12 protein-coding genes and 2 rRNA genes (1 of these 14 cut by a window edge) are annotated in these 17,673 nt (G+C 66.4%); 8 read left to right on the top strand and 6 right to left on the bottom strand.

From position 1 onward, the window contains the following. Positions 1–2,271, top strand: a 23S ribosomal RNA gene (locus U5N23_RS07305) (it extends 608 nt beyond the left edge of the window). 138 nt (positions 2,272–2,409) lie between these two features. Next, a 5S ribosomal RNA gene (gene rrf, locus U5N23_RS07310) occupies positions 2,410–2,522 on the top strand. A gap of 123 nt (positions 2,523–2,645) precedes the next feature. Here the strand turns inward: rrf and U5N23_RS07315 are convergent. Continuing rightward, positions 2,646–3,500, bottom strand: a complete 855-nt coding sequence (locus U5N23_RS07315; protein WP_322592139.1) for an SDR family oxidoreductase — start codon at positions 3,498–3,500, stop codon at positions 2,646–2,648. A 90-nt stretch (positions 3,501–3,590) separates the two neighbouring features. Here U5N23_RS07315 and U5N23_RS07320 point away from each other — a divergent pair, with 90 nt between their 5' ends. The 3 genes from U5N23_RS07320 to U5N23_RS07330 are packed head-to-tail and all read left to right on the top strand — an operon-like array spanning position 3,591 to position 5,064. Further along, positions 3,591–4,070: a helix-turn-helix domain-containing protein gene (locus tag U5N23_RS07320; RefSeq protein WP_322592140.1), complete on the top strand. Its 480-nt coding sequence runs from the start codon at positions 3,591–3,593 to the stop codon at positions 4,068–4,070. 47 nt (positions 4,071–4,117) lie between these two features. After that, positions 4,118–4,618, top strand: coding sequence for a GNAT family N-acetyltransferase (locus U5N23_RS07325; RefSeq protein ID WP_322592141.1), 501 nt, complete (start codon positions 4,118–4,120; stop codon positions 4,616–4,618). A 38-nt stretch (positions 4,619–4,656) separates the two neighbouring features. Next, on the top strand, positions 4,657–5,064 hold the full coding sequence (locus U5N23_RS07330) for an SgcJ/EcaC family oxidoreductase (protein ID WP_322592142.1): 408 nt from the start codon (positions 4,657–4,659) through the stop codon (positions 5,062–5,064). 45 nt (positions 5,065–5,109) lie between these two features. Here U5N23_RS07330 and U5N23_RS07335 read toward each other — a convergent pair whose 3' ends face one another. From U5N23_RS07335 to U5N23_RS07355, 5 genes are read right to left on the bottom strand one after another with little or no spacing between them, the layout of a single operon-like run. After that, a complete protein-coding gene (locus tag U5N23_RS07335) occupies positions 5,110–5,973 on the bottom strand; it encodes an isocitrate lyase/PEP mutase family protein (protein ID WP_322592143.1) in 864 nt (287 codons plus the stop codon). Between the two features lie 43 nt (positions 5,974–6,016). Next, entirely contained in the window at positions 6,017–7,210 is a 1,194-nt protein-coding gene (gene prpF, locus U5N23_RS07340) for a 2-methylaconitate cis-trans isomerase PrpF (protein WP_322592144.1), read from the bottom strand. Position 7,211: 1 nt separating this feature from the next. Then, positions 7,212–9,818, bottom strand: coding sequence for a Fe/S-dependent 2-methylisocitrate dehydratase AcnD (acnD, locus tag U5N23_RS07345; protein ID WP_322592145.1), 2,607 nt, complete (start codon positions 9,816–9,818; stop codon positions 7,212–7,214). Between the two features lie 35 nt (positions 9,819–9,853). Then, positions 9,854–11,008, bottom strand: a complete 1,155-nt coding sequence (prpC, locus tag U5N23_RS07350) for a 2-methylcitrate synthase (RefSeq protein ID WP_322592146.1) — start codon at positions 11,006–11,008, stop codon at positions 9,854–9,856. 52 nt (positions 11,009–11,060) lie between these two features. Beyond that, the gene (locus U5N23_RS07355) at positions 11,061–11,438 is read right to left on the bottom strand and encodes an acyl-CoA thioesterase (RefSeq protein ID WP_322592147.1); all 378 of its coding nucleotides are present in this window, start codon (positions 11,436–11,438) and stop codon (positions 11,061–11,063) included. A 118-nt stretch (positions 11,439–11,556) separates the two neighbouring features. Between U5N23_RS07355 and U5N23_RS07360 the strand changes: the two genes are divergently transcribed. The 3 genes from U5N23_RS07360 (at position 11,557) to U5N23_RS07370 (ending at position 17,496) form a co-directional block, all read left to right on the top strand. Beyond that, on the top strand, positions 11,557–13,065 hold the full coding sequence (locus tag U5N23_RS07360; protein WP_322592148.1) for a short-chain fatty acyl-CoA regulator family protein: 1,509 nt from the start codon (positions 11,557–11,559) through the stop codon (positions 13,063–13,065). Between the two features lie 152 nt (positions 13,066–13,217). Next, entirely contained in the window at positions 13,218–16,379 is a 3,162-nt protein-coding gene (locus tag U5N23_RS07365; RefSeq protein ID WP_322592149.1) for an EAL domain-containing protein, read from the top strand. A 49-nt stretch (positions 16,380–16,428) separates the two neighbouring features. Then, on the top strand, positions 16,429–17,496 hold the full coding sequence (locus tag U5N23_RS07370; RefSeq protein WP_322592150.1) for a GGDEF domain-containing protein: 1,068 nt from the start codon (positions 16,429–16,431) through the stop codon (positions 17,494–17,496). Positions 17,497–17,673 lie beyond the last annotated feature (177 nt).

Below are 17,673 nucleotides of genomic sequence, written 5' to 3' on the forward strand. Positions count from 1 at the left end.
AGGGAAGCCGTAGAGAAATCGAGTCCGAATAGGGCGAATCAGTCGCTGGGTGTAGACCCGAAACCAAGTGATCTATCCATGGCCAGGATGAAGGTGCCGTAACAGGTACTGGAGGTCCGAACCGACTAGTGTTGCAAAACTAGCGGATGAGCTGTGGATAGGGGTGAAAGGCTAAACAAACTTGGAAATAGCTGGTTCTCTCCGAAAACTATTTAGGTAGTGCCTCAAGTATTACCGTCGGGGGTAGAGCACTGTTTAGGCTAGGGGGTCATGGCGACTTACCAAACCTATGCAAACTCCGAATACCGACGAGTACAGCTTGGGAGACAGAGCACCGGGTGCTAACGTCCGGACTCAAGAGGGAAACAACCCAGACCGCCAGCTAAGGTCCCTAAAATTGGCTAAGTGGGAAACGAAGTGGGAAGGCTAAAACAGTCAGGATGTTGGCTTAGAAGCAGCCATCATTTAAAGAAAGCGTAATAGCTCACTGATCGAGTCGTCCTGCGCGGAAGATGTAACGGGGCTAAGCCAGTTACCGAAGCTGCGGATGTGCAATTTATTGCACGTGGTAGGAGAGCGTTCTGTAGGCCTGTGAAGGTGTCTGGTAACGGATGCTGGAGGTATCAGAAGTGCGAATGCTGACATGAGTAGCGTTAAAGGGGGTGAAAAGCCCCCTCGCCGTAAGCGCAAGGTTTTCTACGCAACGTTCATCGGCGTAGAGTGAGTCGGCCCCTAAGGCGAGGCAGAGATGCGTAGCTGATGGGAAACAGGTCAATATTCCTGTACCGATCAATAGTGCGATGTGGGGACGGAGAAGGTTAGCTCAGCCAACTGTTGGATATGTTGGTTCAAGCCTGTAGTCGTGCCTGGTAGGCAAATCCGCCGGGCTTAGATGAGGGGTGATAACGAGTCTGCTTGCAGACGAAGTGAGTGATACCCTGCTTCCAGGAAAAGCCACTAAGCTTCAGCTATTGACGACCGTACCGCAAACCGACACTGGTGCGCGAGATGAGTATTCTAAGGCGCTTGAGAGAACTCAGGAGAAGGAACTCGGCAAATTGATACCGTAACTTCGGGAGAAGGTATGCCCCAAGTAGGTGAACTCGAACAGAGGGAGCCCAACGGGGTTGCAAAAAATCGGTGGCTGCGACTGTTTAATAAAAACACAGCACTCTGCAAACACGAAAGTGGACGTATAGGGTGTGACGCCTGCCCGGTGCTGGAAGATTAAATGATGGGGTGCAAGCTCTTGATTGAAGTCCCAGTAAACGGCGGCCGTAACTATAACGGTCCTAAGGTAGCGAAATTCCTTGTCGGGTAAGTTCCGACCTGCACGAATGGCGTAACGATGGCCACACTGTCTCCTCCTGAGACTCAGCGAAGTTGAAATGTTTGTGATGATGCAATCTCCCCGCGGAAAGACGGAAAGACCCCATGAACCTTTACTGTAGCTTTGTATTGGACTTTGAACAGATCTGTGTAGGATAGGTGGGAGGCTTTGAAGTGATGTCGCTAGATGTCATGGAGCCAACGTTGAAATACCACCCTGGTGTGTTTGAGGTTCTAACCTAGGTCCATTATCTGGATCGGGGACAGTGCATGGTAGGCAGTTTGACTGGGGCGGTCTCCTCCCAAAGCGTAACGGAGGAGTTCGAAGGTACGCTAGTTACGGTCGGACATCGTGACGATAGTGCAATGGCATAAGCGTGCTTAACTGCGAGACTGACAAGTCGAGCAGATGCGAAAGCAGGACATAGTGATCCGGTGGTTCTGTATGGAAGGGCCATCGCTCAACGGATAAAAGGTACTCTGGGGATAACAGGCTGATACCGCCCAAGAGTTCATATCGACGGCGGTGTTTGGCACCTCGATGTCGGCTCATCTCATCCTGGGGCTGTAGCCGGTCCCAAGGGTATGGCTGTTCGCCATTTAAAGAGGTACGTGAGCTGGGTTTAAAACGTCGTGAGACAGTTTGGTCCCTATCTTCCGTGGGCGCTGCAGATTTGAGGAAGCCTGCTCCTAGTACGAGAGGACCGGAGTGGACACACCTCTGGTGTATCGGTTGTCACGCCAGTGGCATTGCCGAGTAGCTAAGTGTGGAAGAGATAACCGCTGAAAGCATCTAAGCGGGAAACTCGTTTCAAGATGAGATCTGCCGGGGCCTTGAGCCCCCTGAAGAGTCGTTCAAGACCAGGACGTTGATAGGTCAGGTGTGGAAGCGCAGTAATGCGTTAAGCTAACTGATACTAATTGCTCGTGCGGCTTGACCCTATAACTTTGATAGCGCGTAATGTGCTTCAATGATTGTTATGCCAAGTTGACGCAGTCAAAAATACAAAAATCTAATCTGATTCCATACTCTATGAATTCGTTGTCTTGACCTAAACACCAAGACAACACCCAGTTATGCCTGATGACCATAGCAAGTTGGTACCACTCCTTCCCATCCCGAACAGGACAGTGAAACGACTTTGCGCCGATGATAGTGCGGGTTCCCGTGTGAAAGTAGGTCATCGTCAGGCTCTTACAGCCCCAAACCCCCTCAGTCCCCAAAGGACTGGGGGGTTTTGCGTTTGGGGGCGCGAAAATGCAGCCAGGCCATCGGTGTCCAGAGAAAAGGGCCGCTCTCGCCGCCCCTGGGTTCATCAGCCCTTCAGCGCCGCCGCCACCGTGGTCGCCAGCGGCGTCGTGGCCCGGCCGATCAGCTGGCTGAGCTGGTGGCCATCGTCGAACAACGCACCCTTGGCCGCTGCGGCGTCCGAATCGGCCAGCAGCGCGGCAAAGCCGGCTGGCAGGCCCACTTGCACCAGGGTAGCCTGGAAGTCGGCCTCGGGCAGGTCCTGGTAGGCCACGTTCTTGCCCGACTGGCGCGCGATCTCTGCCGCCAGGTTGGCCAGGGTGTAGGCGCTGTCACCCGCGAGCTCGTACACGCGGCCGGCCTGGCCATCGGTGGCCAGCACCACGGCGGCGGCTTCGGCATAGTCCACGCGCGCCGCCGAGGCGATGCGGCCATTGCCCGCGCTGCCCAGCACGGCGCCATGGGCGAGGGCGGCCGGCACGCTGGCCGTGTAGTTTTCGGTGTACCAGCCATTGCGCAGCAGCACCACGGGCAGGCCCGAGGCGCGCAGCAGGGCTTCGGTCTCCACATGCTCTGCCGCCAGGCCCAGCAAGGAGCTGTCGGCACGCAACACGCTGGTGTAGGCCAGCAGTTGCACCTGGGCACGCTTTGCTGCGTCGATCACCGCCTTGTGCTGCGCCGTGCGCTGGCCCACTTCGCTCGATGAAATCAACAACAGCTTGTTCACGCCCTGGAGGGCCGCGTCGAGCGTGTCGGGCTGTGTGTAGTCGGCCTTGCGCACCTGCACGCCCAGGGCCGCAAGGTCCTGGGCTTTTTCGGGGCTGCGCACGGCCGCAATGATCTGGGCGGCGGGGACGGTTTTGAGCAGGGACTGGATGACGAGGCGGCCGAGTTGGCCGGTGGCTCCGGTGATGGCGATCATGGTGAAAAACCCTTGGTTGAAAAAGACAGAGAAGGCAGAATAGCGGCCACACTCACTTTTCGTAAGTACGTACATAAAGGTAAGTACCCCATGCCTGACCATTCCTTGCCAAGCCCTGTTGATGCCGGCCCGCCCGAAGGCATTGCCGAGCGGCTGCAGCGCGGCCAGCTGTTCTCGCCCGATTGCCCGTCGCGCGCGGTGCTGCAGCATGTGACCAGCCGCTGGGGCGTGCTGGTGCTGGTGGCCCTGCTGGCCGGCACGCACCGCTTCAGCGACCTGCGCCGCAAGGTCGGCGGCGTCAGCGAGAAGATGCTGGCCCAGACCCTGCAGTGGCTGGAGCACGATGGCTTTGTGCTGCGCGTGTCGCACCCGGTGGTGCCGCCCCATGTCGAATACAGCCTCACGCCCATGGGGGCCGAGGTGGCGCGCCAGGTCGAAGGGCTGGTGGACTGGATCGAGGGCAACCTGCACCGCATCATGGACAAGCACCGTGCGGATGCGGCAAGCGCTGGCGCTGCCGCGCCGCCCGCCGACCTGGGGGCGGGTTGGGTGTTTTCTGCGGGCCTGTAGACTGCCGTGGCTCGGGGCATGGGCCCCGCTGACTGGAGATCTGTGGGATGAACCTGTCCATCGAACCGGTGGCGCCAGCGCACTTCGAGGGCCTGTGGCATGCGCTCGACACGGTCGCGCGCGAGAAGCGCTTCCTGGCCTTTACCGAGGCCCCGCCCTGGGAGTCCTCGCGCAGCTTCTATGAGCACATCCTCGCCAACGACCAGTGCCAGGTGGTGGCCGTGGTCGGCGGTCAGGTCGTGGGCTGGTGCGACGTCCTGCCCGGCACGGGGCAGACGCGGGCGCATGTCGGCACTCTGGGCATCGGGCTCATCCCCTCTGCGCGGCACCAGGGCATCGGGGCCCGGCTGATGCGCGCCGCCATCGAAGGCGCCTGGGCCCGGGGGCTGACCCGCATCGAGCTGAGCGTGCGCTCCGACAACGCCAATGCCAAGGCGCTGTACGAACGCATGGGCTTCGAACTGGAGGGCATTTGCCGCCGTTCGGTGCGCGTGGATGGCGAGTACCACGACAGCCTGGCCATGGCACTGCTGCGAGACGACGCGTAGCGGGCGTTGGCCTGACAGGCACCTCTGCGGAAGCGACCATGTACTCTGACGATGAAGCCCAGATCCGGGCACTGATCGCCACCTGGATGGCTGCGACCCGGGCCGGCGACGTGGACACGGTGATGGACCTGATGACCGACGACGTGGTCTTCCTCCTGCCCGGCAGGCCAGCCATGTCCAGGGCCGACTTCCAGGCAGCCGCCAAACTGCAGGCCGGCAATGCCGGCCCCAGGATCGACGGCGCGAGCGAGGTCCAGGAGGTGCAGGTGGCCGGCGACTGGGCGTTTGCCCGTGCGCACCTCACGGTGACCATCACGCCGCCCTGCGGGGGCGCACCTGGGCTGCGCGCGGGACCAGTGCTCAGTGTGTTCTGCAAGGAGCAGGGACGCTGGCTGCTGGCGCGCGATGCGAACATGCTGACGGCACAGGCCGCGCCTGCCGCCTGAGAAGCGTGCCTGGGGAGGATTCTTCCTGCCTGGGCGCCGCTCCGATCACCGGTACTTCTGCTCCAGCACATCCCACTCGCTCTTCTTCACCAGCCGCTGGCGCTCCGCAAACGGGGCCACCAGCGCGGGGTCCTCGTCGATGCGTTGCGTGTCGCGCAGCACGGTCAGCGCCTTCTGCATACCGGCCACTGCACCCTGCAGCGCAGCATTGGCATAGAGCACGATGCCGTAGCCCAGGCCGGCCAGTTCCTCGGCGCTGAAGATGGGCGTCTTGCCGCCGATCACCATGTTCATGAGCTGGGGTTTGCCGGCCAGGCGCCGGGGCAGGGCGCGGATCTCCTCGGCCGTGGTCACGGCCTCCACGAACAGAATGTCGGCGCCGGCCTCGCCGAAGCGCTGGGCGCGTTCCACGGCGGCCTCGAAGCCCTGGGTGGCGCAGGCATCGGTGCGTGCCAGGATGAGGGTGTCGGGGTCGCGGCGGGCGTCCACGGCGGCCCGGATCTTGCCCAGCATCTCGTCGGTGCTGATCACCTCCTTGCCGTTGAAGTGTCCGCAGCGCTTGGGGCTGACCTGGTCTTCGAGCTGGATGCAGTCGGCGCCAGCGCGCTCCAGCGTGCGCACCGCGTGGTAGGTGTTGAGCGCGTTGCCGAAGCCGGTGTCGGCGTCCACGATCAGCGGCAGTTCTACTGCGTCGCGGATGCGCGCCGTGTGGTCGGCCATGTCGGTCAGGCCCATGAAGGCCTGGTCCGGCAGGCCGAACCACATATTCGTCACCCCGGCGCCGGTGACGTAGAGGGCTTCGAAGCCCAGGTCGGCCACCACGCGGGCCGACAGGGCGTTGAAGGCGCCGGGAACGAGGACGCCGCGGCGCGATTCGGCCAGGGCTTTGAGGGTCTTGCGGGTGGACATGGATGGATGGGGGATGGGAGTCGGGGTTGTTTTGCGAAGGGCGTCAGAAGGCGTCACCAGGCACATGTACCCAGCCGCTCATGAGCACGCGGGCGCTGCGGCCCATCAGTGCCTTGGTCACCGTCCATTCGCCGTTGGGTTGCTGCGTGGCCTCCGCGCCCACGCGCAGCGTGCCCGAGGGGTGGCCAAAGCGCACGGCGCTGCGCTGCCCGCCCCCGGCGGCCAAGTTCACCAGCGTGCCGGGGATGGCCGCAGCGGTGGCGATGGCCACGGCCGCCGTGCCCATCATGGCGTGGTGCAGTTTGCCCATGGACAGGGCGCGCACCAGCAGGTCCACATCGGCGGCGGCCACGGCCTTGCCGCTCGATGCGGTGTAGCCGGCCGGCGGCGCGACGAAGGCCACCTTGGGTGTGTGCTGGCGCCGGGCGGCGTCTTGCACCGTGGCGATCAGCCCCATGCGCACGGCGCCATGGGCGCGGATGGCCTCGAAGCGCGCGAGCGCGGCGGGGTCGCCATTGACGGCATCCTGCAGCTCGGTGCCGGTGTAGCCAATGTCGGCGGCATGGACGAAGATGGTGGGAATGCCGGCGTTGATCAGGGTGGCACGCAGCGTGCCCACGCCCGGCACAGCGAGCTCGTCCACGACGTTGCCGGTGGGGAACATGGCGCCGCCGGCACCGTCCTCGTCGGCCGCCGGGTCCATGAATGCGAGCTGCACCTCGGCTGCGGGAAAGGCCACGCCATCGAGCTCGAAATCGCCGGTCTCCTGCACCGCCCCGCCGGTGATGGGCACATGGGCGATGATGGTCTTGCCGATGTTGGCCTGCCAGATGCGTACCGTGGCGATGCCATCGTGCGGCACACGGGCGGCATCCACCAGGCCGTTGGCGATGGCGAACGGCCCCACGGCGGCCGACAGGTTGCCGCAGTTGCCGCTCCAGTCCACAAAGGCCGAGTCGATGGCCACCTGGCCGAAGAGGTAGTCCACATCGTGGCCGGGCCGGGTGGCGGGCGCGAGGATCACCACCTTGCTGGTGCTCGACGTGGCTCCGCCCATGCCGTCGGTCTGCTTGCCATAGGGGTCGGGGCTGCCGGCCACGCGCAGCAGGAGTGCATCGCGCGCAGCGCCCGGCACCTGGGCGGCGACGGGCAGGTCCTGCAGTCGGAAGAACACGCCCTTGCTGGTGCCGCCGCGCATGTAGGTGGCGGGGATCTTGGTCTGAGGTGGGTGGGGCATGTCAGGCAACCGGTGGCGGGGAGGTGGAGGCAAGAAAATCTTGTGCGAAGCGCTGCAGAACGCCGCCGGCCTCGTAGATCGAGGCTTCCTCGGCGGTGTCCAGGCGGCAGGTCATCGGCACATCGATGCGCTCGCCGCCCTTGCGCCGCACCACCAGCACGAGGTCGGCGCGCGGGCGGCGCTCGCCCACCACATCGTACGTCTCGGTGCCGTCGAGGCCGAGCGTGAGGCGGTTCGTCCCGGGCTTGAACTCCAGCGGCAGCACGCCCATGCCGATCAGGTTGGTGCGGTGGATGCGCTCGAACCCCTCGGCCGCGATCGCCTCCACCCCCGCCAGGCGCACGCCCTTGGCCGCCCAGTCGCGCGACGAGCCCTGGCCATAGTCGGCGCCGGCGATGATGATCAGCGGCTGGCCGCGCTGCATGTAGGTCTCGATGCCCTCCCACATGCGCACCACCTGGCCTTCGGGCTCGATGCGGGTGAAGGATCCCTTCTTCACCCGCCCATCGACCACGGCCATCTCGTTGACCAGTTGCGGGTTGGCAAAGGTCGCGCGCTGCGCCGTGAGGTGATCGCCGCGGTGCGTGGCGTAGGAGTTGAAATCCTCCTCGGGCAGGCCCATGCGGTGCAGGTACTCGCCGGCCGCGCTGTCCATCAGGATGGCGTTGGAGGGCGAGAGGTGGTCGGTGGTGATGTTGTCGGGCAGCACGGCCAGGGGGCGCAGGCCGGTAAGGGTGCGCTCGCCGGCCAGGGCACCTTCCCAGTAGGGCGGGCGGCGAATGTAGGTGCTCTGTGGCCGCCAGCCGTAGAGCGGGCTCACGGCCGCCTCGCCGCTGGCCGCCTGCAGCCGGAACATGGGCTCGTACACGCGGCGGAAATGCCCGGGCTTGACGCTTTGCGCCACGATGGCGTCGATCTCTTCGTCGCTGGGCCAGATGTCCTGGAGCGTGACGGGGCAGCCCTGGGCGTCCGTGCCGAGCACGTCTTTTTCGATATCGAAGCGCACCGTGCCGGCGATCGCGTACGCCACCACCAGCGGCGGCGATGCGAGGAAGGCCTGTTTCGCATAGGGGTGGATGCGCCCGTCGAAATTGCGGTTGCCCGAGAGCACGGCCGTGGCGTACAGGTCGCGGTCGATGATCTCCTGCTGGATGGCCGGGGCCAGCGCCCCCGACATGCCGTTGCAGGTGGTACAGGCAAAGGCCACGATGCCAAAGCCGAGCTGTTCCAGCTCGGCCAGCAGTCCGGCATCCTCCAGGTACAGCTGCACGGCCTTGGAGCCGGGCGCCAGCGACGACTTGACCCAGGGCTTGCGCACGAGGCCCCGGGCATTGGCATTGCGCGCCAGCAGGCCGGCGGCGATCACGTTGCGCGGGTTGCTGGTGTTGGTGCAGCTGGTGATGGCGGCGATGATGACCGCGCCATCGGGCATCTGCCCTGGCACCTCGGCCCACGGCCCGGCAATGCCGCGTGCCGCCAGGTCGCGGGTGGGCAGGCGCTTGTGCGGGTTGGAGGGGCCGGCCATGCTGCGCACCACGCGGGACAGGTCGAACGACAGCACGCGCTCGTATTCGGCCGTGGCCAGGGCGTCGGCCCACAGGCCGGTCTCCCTGGCGTAGGTCTCCACCAGCCGCACCTGCTCCGCCTCCCGGCCCGTGAGGCGCAGGTAGGCGATGGTCTGCTCGTCGATGTAGAACATCGCCGCCGTGGCGCCGAACTCGGGCGTCATGTTGGAGATGGTGGCCCGGTCGCCCAGGGTCAGCGCCGAGGCGCCGGCGCCGAAGAACTCCAGGTAGGCGCCCACCACCTTCTGCTGGCGCAGGAACTCGGTGAGGGCCAGCACGATGTCGGTGGCGGTGATGCCGGGCTGCGGCCGGCCGCTCAGTTCCACACCGATGATGTCGGGCAGGCGCATCCACGAGGCGCGGCCCAGCATCACGCTCTCGGCCTCCAGCCCGCCCACGCCGATGGCGATGACGCCGAGCGCATCCACGTGCGGGGTGTGGCTGTCGGTGCCCACCAGCGTGTCGGGGAAGGCCACGCCGCCCTGGGCATGCACCACGGGCGACATGCGCTCCAGGTTGATCTGGTGCATGATGCCGTTGCCCGGTGGGATCACCTCGACGTTCTTGAACGCCTTCTTCGTCCACTCGATGAAGTGAAAGCGGTCCGCGTTGCGCCGGTCCTCGATGGCGCGGTTCTTGGCGAAGGCCTCGGGGTCGTCGCCGCCGTGCTCCACGGCCAGCGAATGGTCCACGATGAGCTGGGTGGGCACCACCGGGTTCACCTGGGCCGGGTCGCCACCCATATCCGCAATTGCATCGCGCAGACCGGCCAGGTCCACCAGCGCCGTCTGGCCCAGGATGTCATGGCACACCACACGCGCCGGAAACCACGGAAAGTCCAGGTCGCGCCGGCGCTCGATCAGTTGGCGCAGAGACGCATCCAGCGTGGCCGGGTCGCAGCGGCGCACCAGGTTCTCGGCATGCACGCGCGAGGTGTAGGGCAGCCTGGCCCAGGCGCCGGGCTCCAGGGCATCGACGGCTTCACGGGCGTCGAAATAGTCCAGCGCAGTGCCGGGCAGGTTCTTGCGGTATCTTGTGTTCATGGACGTGGGGCAGGGCGGGTCGCTTCCTGTCGAATCTACTTGCGTTCGTTGATGGGCACGAAGGCCAGGTCTTCGGGGCCGGTGTAGTGGGCACTGGGGCGGATGATCTTGTTGTCGATGCGCTGCTCGATGATGTGCGCCGCCCAGCCGCTGGTGCGCGCAATGACGAACAGTGGCGTGAACATGGCCGTGGGCACGCCCATCATGTGGTAGCTCACGGCGCTGAACCAGTCGAGGTTGGGGAACATCTGCTTGGCCTCCCACATCACCGTCTCCAGCCGCTCGGCGATGTCGAACATCCTGGTGGTGCCGGCTTGCTCCGAGAGCTGGCGCGCCACGCGCTTGATGACCTCGTTGCGCGGGTCGCTCACGGTGTACACCGGGTGGCCGAAGCCGATCACCACCTCCTTGGCGTCCACGCGGCGGCGGATGTCGGCCTCGGCCTCGTCGGCGCTGTCGTAGCGTTTCTGGATCTCGAAGGCCACTTCATTGGCACCGCCATGCCTGGGCCCGCGCAGCGCGCCGATGGCGCCGGTGATGCACGAGTACACATCGCTGCCCGTGCCGGCGACCACGCGCGCGGTGAAGGTGGAGGCGTTGAACTCATGCTCGGCATACAGGTTCAGCGAGGTGTGCATGGCGCGCTCCCAAGCGGCCGATGGCTTCTTGCCATGCAGCAGGTGCAGAAAGTGCGCGCCGATGGACTCGTCGTCCGTCTCCACCTCGATGCGCTTGCCCTGGGTGGACCAGTGGTACCAGTACAGCAGCATGGAGCCGAGCGATGCCATCAGCCGGTCGGCGATGTCGCGTGCGCCGGGCGTGTGGTGCCCGTCCTTCTCGGGCAGCACGCAGCCCAGGGCGGACACGCCCGTGCGCATCACGTCCATGGGGTGGCTGCTGGCGGGCAACTGCTCCAGCGCCTCCTTCACATTGGCGGGCAGGCCGCGCAGCGACTTGAGGCGTCCCTTGTAGGCGCGCAGCTCGGCCGTGGTCGGCAGCTTGCCGTGCACCAGCAGGTGGGCGATCTCCTCGAACTCGCAGACCTCGGCGATGTCCAGGATGTCGTAGCCGCGGTAGTGCAGGTCGTTGCCCGTGCGGCCCACGGTGCACAGCGCCGTGTTGCCGGCGGTCACGCCCGAGAGGGCGACGGATTTCTTGGGCTTGAAGCCGGTGGCGAGGGGGTCGCTCATGGGGGCGGTCTCCTGTTGCGAAACGGTGGGGAAAAAGGGAAGAAGAAAGAAATCAGATGCGCCGGGGTCGGCCGGCGCAGTCCACGGCCACCATCTCGAAGGCGCCGCGCAGCGCGGGCTGCTGGTGGCCGGTGTGCAGGTTCTCGGCGCTGCCGCTGACCTCCACGGTCATCGAGCTGTTGCCGGTGCGCAAGACTTGCGCGGTCAGCCGCAGCGCCTGCCCCTGGGGCACGGGCGCCATGAACTGCACATCACTGCAGCGCGCAATCACCACCGCGCAGCGCGCATGGCGGCTGGCCGTGACGAAGGCGGCCTGGCCCATCAGCAGCAGGGCCTGGCCGCCGAACAGCGTGCCGTAGTGGTTGCTGCGCTCGGGGAACACCATCTCCGTGAAATGCATGGGCTGGTGCAGGGCGCTGGTTTGTTGCATGATTCGCAATGTACGCAAGCCCCTACCCCAGGTACAGGGCTGAAATGGCGAATGATTGCGAAGAGAAAATGGATAATTTGCGAATCTTGCGAATGAATGGTGCAGTGGTGTCAGTACCATGAAGAAGACCTTCATGGGCGTGCGCCTGCGCCGCCTGCGCGAGGAGCGCGGCATGACGCAGATCGCTCTGGCGCGCGCGCTCGACCTGTCGGCCAGCTACCTCAACCAGCTCGAACAGAACCAGCGGCCGCTCACCGTGCCGGTGCTGCTCAAGATCAACGCCGTGTTCGGCGTGGACGTGCAGCGCTTTTCCGACGACGACGAGGCGCGCCTGATCACCGGACTGCGCGAGGTGCTGGCCGACACACCCGCCGAGCCCGGTGCCGATGGGGTGCAGCAGGCCGTGTCGCTGGCCGAGATCCGCGAGCTGGCCTCGGGCATGCCCGCCGTGGCGCGCACCCTGCTGGCCCTGCACCAGCGCCACCGCCAGGCGCTGGAGCGGCTCGATGCCCTGGGCGCCCAGTGGGGCGACGACCGCAGCGGTGAACGGGCCCCTTCCAGCCACCAGCCCATGGCTTACGAGGAGGTGCGCGATTTCTTCTTTGCCCGCCACAACCACATCACCGAGCTTGACGATGCGGCCGAGCGGCTGGCGGGTGAGTGGACGCTGCAGCCGGGCCGGGCCGACGAAGGGTTGGCGCGGCGCCTGCAGTCCGCCCACGGCGTGCATGTGGCCACGGTGGCCGAACTGCCGGGCGGCGCGCAACGCCACTACGACCCGGCCAGCGGCGTCTTGCAGCTGGCCCAGGGGCTCGAGGCGGGGCAGCGCGCCTTCCAGATGGCGACGCAACTGGCCTTTCTGGAGATGGGGCCCGAACTGCGCCGCCTGGCCGATGGGGCCGGCCTGTCGGGCGACCAGGCGCGGGCGCTGGCGCGCATCGGTCTGGCCAACTACTTCGCGGGCGCCTTGCTGCTGCCCTACACCGCCTTCCTGCAGGCGGCCGAGGCGGTGCGCTACGACATCGACCGGCTGGGCCACCAGTTCGGCGTCGGCTTCGAGACGGTGTGCCACCGCCTGTCCACGCTGCAGCGGCCCAGCGCGCGCGGTGTGCCCTTTTTCTTCATCCGCGTGGACCGGGCGGGCAACATCTCCAAGCGCCAGTCGGCCACGCATTTCCACTTCAGCAAGATCGGCGGCACCTGCCCGCTGTGGAACGTGTACGAGGCCTTTGCCCAGCCCGGGCGCATCGTGCCGCAGCTGGCGCGCATGCCCGATGGCCGGGCCTACCTCTGGGTGGCGCGCACCGTCTCGCGCGGCGGCGGTGGTGGTGGGGGCGGAGGCTGGGGCGCGCCCGGCAAGGAGTTCTCGGTGGCGCTGGGCTGCGACCTGCGCCATGCCGCGCAGCTCGTGTACTCGCGCGGCCTGAACCTGTCCGACCCCGAGGCGGCCGTGCCCATCGGCATGGGCTGCAAGGTCTGCGAGCGCGAGGCCTGCCCGCAGAGGGCGTTTCCGCCCATCGGCCGGGTGCTGGACGTGGATGAGAATCGAAGCCGGTTTGCTCCCTACCCTGTGGCGGCAGGGGGCCCGCAGCGGGGACTGCCCAAAACACCCCCCGGTGTTGCATAAACGGTACGGCAAAAACAGCGGCCTTGTTACAAGATGTGGGCCCTTGCATGCCGGATCGCGGGGCCGAATCCCGCTATCCTCATGGGCTGTTGCGGCAGTGCCCTGGCACGCCGTGTACAACCCTGTCTGGCTTTCGCTGACTCCCTGTTCTAATGGCTTTGCTACCCCTCAACGGCTTTTACCGGCATTGGTTGCCTGGCCTGGGTGTGGCTGCGGCCGGCTTGTTGCTCAGCTTCGGCCTGGCACGGCAACAGGCCGATGCGGTCCAGGCCGTGGCCAAGGCCCGCCTGACCCAGGAGACGCGGCTGTTCACCGACGCGCTGGTCCAGCGCATCGCCACACACACCGAGATCGTGCATGGCCTGCGCGGGCTGTTTTCGGCCAACCCGGGGCTCACGCGGGCCGAGTTCGAACGGGTGGCCAGCGAGCTCGACATCTCCGAGCGCTACCCCGGCGTGCGCAACCTGTCGTTCACGCGCCGGGTGACCCTGGCCGAGAAGGCCGACTACGAAGCCCGCGTGCGGGCCGACACGTCCATCGACCCCGCCGGCTATCCCGAGTTTTCGATCCGCCCGCCCGGCGAGCGCCCCGAATACTTCGTGGCCGAGTATCTGTGGCCCATGCGCGGCAACGAGGCGGTGCTGGGCCTCGACATCAGTGCCCAGCCCACCAACCTGGCGGCCATGCAGTACAGCCGCGACAGCGGGAACACCGTGGCCTCGGCCCCGTTCGACCTGGTGCAGGAGCAGACGCACCGCACGGCGTTCGTGATCCGCGTGCCGGTGTATGACCGATCCGGGGTGGTCGACCTCAAGCCGCAGGTGTTCATCGGGGCCGTGGCCGCCACCATCCGCGTCTACGACCTGGTGCGCTTCATGCGCGGCGAGGGCCTGCTCAATGGCATCGCGGTCTCCATCACCGACCAGGGCTCCGCCCGCGCGGGCGCCACCGACACCACGGTGCGCGTGCTGCTGCCGCCCACCGCGCAGGCCCTGCCGGACGCCGTGCCGTACGAACGGGACATCCTGGTGCACGACCGCCGCTGGCGCCTGAGCTTCATGCCCACGCAGTCGCTGCTGTCGCTGTCCGAGCGCAGCCTGCCCTGGGCGGCGGGCGGGGCGGGCGCGGTCGTGTCGCTGCTGCTGGCCGCGCTGGTGACCCTGCTGGCGCGCCAGCGCACCCTGGCCCTGGCGCGCGCACAGGTGTCCGACGAGGCCCGGCGCGAGAGCGAAGACCGCTTTCGCGCCCTGTTCAACCAGGCTGCCGTGGGGGTGGCGCAGACCGAGACCGCCACGGGCCGCTTCGTGCGCATCAACCAGAAGTACTGCGACATCCTGGGCTACAGCGTCGCCGAGATGCGCCTGCTGGACATACAGGCCATCAGCCCGCCCGAAGACCTGGCCCGCGACCTGGCCCAGCTGGAGCGGCTCAAGGCCGGAGAGATCAGCGAGTACCGCATGGAAAAGCGGTACCTCCACAAGAACGGCACCGAGATATGGGTGGACCTGACCGTCTCGCCCATGTGGGCGCCCGGTGCTTCGCCCGACTTCCACATCGCGGTGGCGCAGGACATCAGCGAGCGCAAGCGCATGGAGAACACCTTGCGCGGCAACGAGGCGCACCTGCGTGGCATCCTGCAGCGCCTGCCCATGGGCCTGTGCCTGGTGCAAAAGGACGGCACCATCTCGTTTCGCAACGAACGCTTCCTGCAGATCTGCGGCTATACCGCGCAGGACGTGCCCACTGTGGACGTGTGGTGGGAAAAGAGCTACCCCGACCCCGAGGAACGCGAGGTGATGCGCAATGCCTGGCGCGAGGAACGCCAGCGCGCGGACGACAGCGACGGCATCATCGCTGCGGCCGAATACCACTTCCTGTGCCGCGACGGCGTGGTGCGCCCGGTGGAGGTGGCCGGCGTGCGCATCGGGGACGACCACCTCGTCACGCTGCAGGACCTGAGCCAGCGCAAGGCGGCCGAGCATGAAATCAAGAACCTGGCCTACTACGACCCGCTGACCCAGCTGCCCAACCGCCGCCTGCTGATCGACCGGCTGCAGCAGGCGCTGGCCACCAGCGCGCGCCACCAGAGCCATGGAGCGCTGCTGCTGCTCGACCTCGACAATTTCAAGACCTTGAACGAGACCCAGGGCCACGACAAGGGCGACACCCTGCTGCTGCAGGTGGCCAACCGCCTGCGCGCCTGTGTGCACGAGGACGACACCGTGGCGCGCCAGGGCGGCGACGAGTTCGTGGTGCTGCTCGAGGACCTGGGCGCCACGCCCGAGGAAGCCGCTGCGCGCTGCGAGGAAGCCGGCCAGCGCATCCTGGCCGTGCTGCGCGAACCCTACGCCATCGGCGCCGAGGCGCACCACAGCTCGCTGAGCATGGGCGTGACCCTGTTCAGCGGCGTGCGCGAGACGGTGGACGAACTGCTGCGCCGCGCCGACCTGGCCATGTACCAGGCCAAGTCCGCAGGCCGTGACACGCTGCGCTTCTACGACCCCCAGATGCAGGCCGCAGTGAGCGCCCGTGCGGCCATGGAACTGGACATGCGCGTGGGAATGGCCCAGGGCCAGTTCGAGCTGTACTACCAGGCGCAGATCGACCAGGGCCGCATCACCGGTGCCGAGGCATTGCTGCGCTGGCGCCATCCGCGCGACGGTTTCGTCTCGCCAGCGCAGTTCATTCCGCTGGCCGAAGAGAACGGCCTGATCCTGCCGCTGGGCGAATGGGTGCTGCAGGTGGCCTGCCAGCGCCTGGCGCGCTGGGCGCAGCAGCCAGCCCTGGCCGGCCTGGGCCTGGCGGTGAACGTGAGCCCGCGGCAGTTCCACCAGAGCGGCTTCGTGGCCCAGGTGCTGGCCGCGCTGGCCGGCTCGGGCGCCGACGGCAGCCGCCTCAAGCTGGAGATGACCGAAGGCCTGCTGCTCTCGGACGTGGAAGACACCATCGCCAAGATGGGCCAACTCAAGGCCTATGGCGTGGGCTTCTCGCTGGACGACTTCGGCACCGGGTATTCCTCGCTGTCTTACCTCAAGCGGCTGCCCCTGGACCAGCTCAAGATCGACCAGAGCTTCGTGCGCGACGTGCTCACCGACCCCAACGACGCGGCCATCGCCCGCACCGTGGTGGCGCTGGGCACCAGCCTGGGCCTGCGCGTGATCGCCGAGGGCGTGGAGACCGAGGCCCAGCGCGAGTTCCTGGCGCGCAACAACTGCCATGCCTGGCAGGGCTACCTGCTCAGCCCACCCCTGCAGGTGGCCGAGTTCGAAGAGCTGGTGCGCCGGCACAATGCCCCGGGCGTGCCCGCCGCATGAGCGCTCTGCAAGCGGTTTCCGGTCCCAGCCGCACTGCCTGACCCGCGCCATGTTCTTCAACAAGCAGCGATCACCGCGCACCCCGCAGGTGCCGTCCGAGGGGTTTGACGCCCAGCGCGAGAAATCGGCCATCGCCGAGGTGCTGCTCAAGAGCTCCGCCAAGCTCATCCTCGGACGCAGCGAGCTGGAGATCATCCACGGCATCTGCCGGTCCATCGTCGAGGCCACGCCCCACATCCGCCTGGCCTGGACCTGGTTCGGCCCCTCCGACACCCAGTCCATCCGCCCCCAGGTGTTCGCCGGCCCGGCCGCCGCGTATGCGCAGGCCCTGCACATCGAGCGCAACCTGCTCACGCAGATCGGCCCGGCCTTCTCCACCCTGGACGGCAAGCCCGCGCAGGCCTTCTCGGTGTCGCAGCACTCCCTGTACGGCCCCTGGCGCGAAGCCGCGCGCGAGCACGGCATCCGCCACGTACTGGCCCTGCCGATCCGCTCCACCTTCAACGGCTACAGCGGTATGTTCGTGTTGTACGCAGACCGCGATGGCTACTTCGATGACCTCGGGGTGGGACTTTTCTCGGGGCTGGCCGAGCTGTTCGGCTCGCTCATGACGGTGGCCGCCGAGCGCGTGGAGCTCGAACGCGCGGCCTACCACGACGCGCTCACCGGCCTGCTCAACCGGCACGCCCTGGACCTGATCGACCGGCGGCTGTACCGCACCTCGCTGTTCGAGCCAGCCTCGTCCATCCTGATGCTGGACCTGGACCACTTCAAGAGCATCAACGACCGCTACGGCCACGATGCGGGCGACGCGGCACTGCAGGCCGTGGCCCGGGTGCTGCGGGGCGCCTTGCGCCGGGGCGACGAGATCATCCGCTGGGGCGGCGAGGAGTTCCTGGTCTGCCTGCCCCAGACCCCGCTGGCCGATGCGCTCAAGGTGGCCGAGAAGCTGCGCCTCGGGGTCGAAGGCCTGGTCCAGCCCGAGGCGCTGAGCGTGTCCATCGGTGCCTGCGAGGTGTTGGCGCTGCAGCACCTGGCGCAGGCCGTGGCGCGCGCCGACCAGGCACTTTTCGAGGCCAAGTCGCAGGGGCGCAACCAGGTGCGGGTGGTGCAGTGAGGCCCATCCGGGCGCAAGTGCAAAATTGATAGCTGCGAGGGCATGCCAGACAAGCGGTAAGGGCAATATCTGTTAAAAATTGCCGGCGGATACGATGGGATCGTCCGGCAGGGGGCTCCACGCTGCGGGAGCCGGCAGGCGGCGCGGTATCATCCCGCCTTGCATTTGCCGGTGTTT

The sequence above is a fragment of the Acidovorax sp. genome (genome assembly GCF_034519795.1).
Taxonomy (GTDB): domain Bacteria; phylum Pseudomonadota; class Gammaproteobacteria; order Burkholderiales; family Burkholderiaceae_C; genus Acidovorax.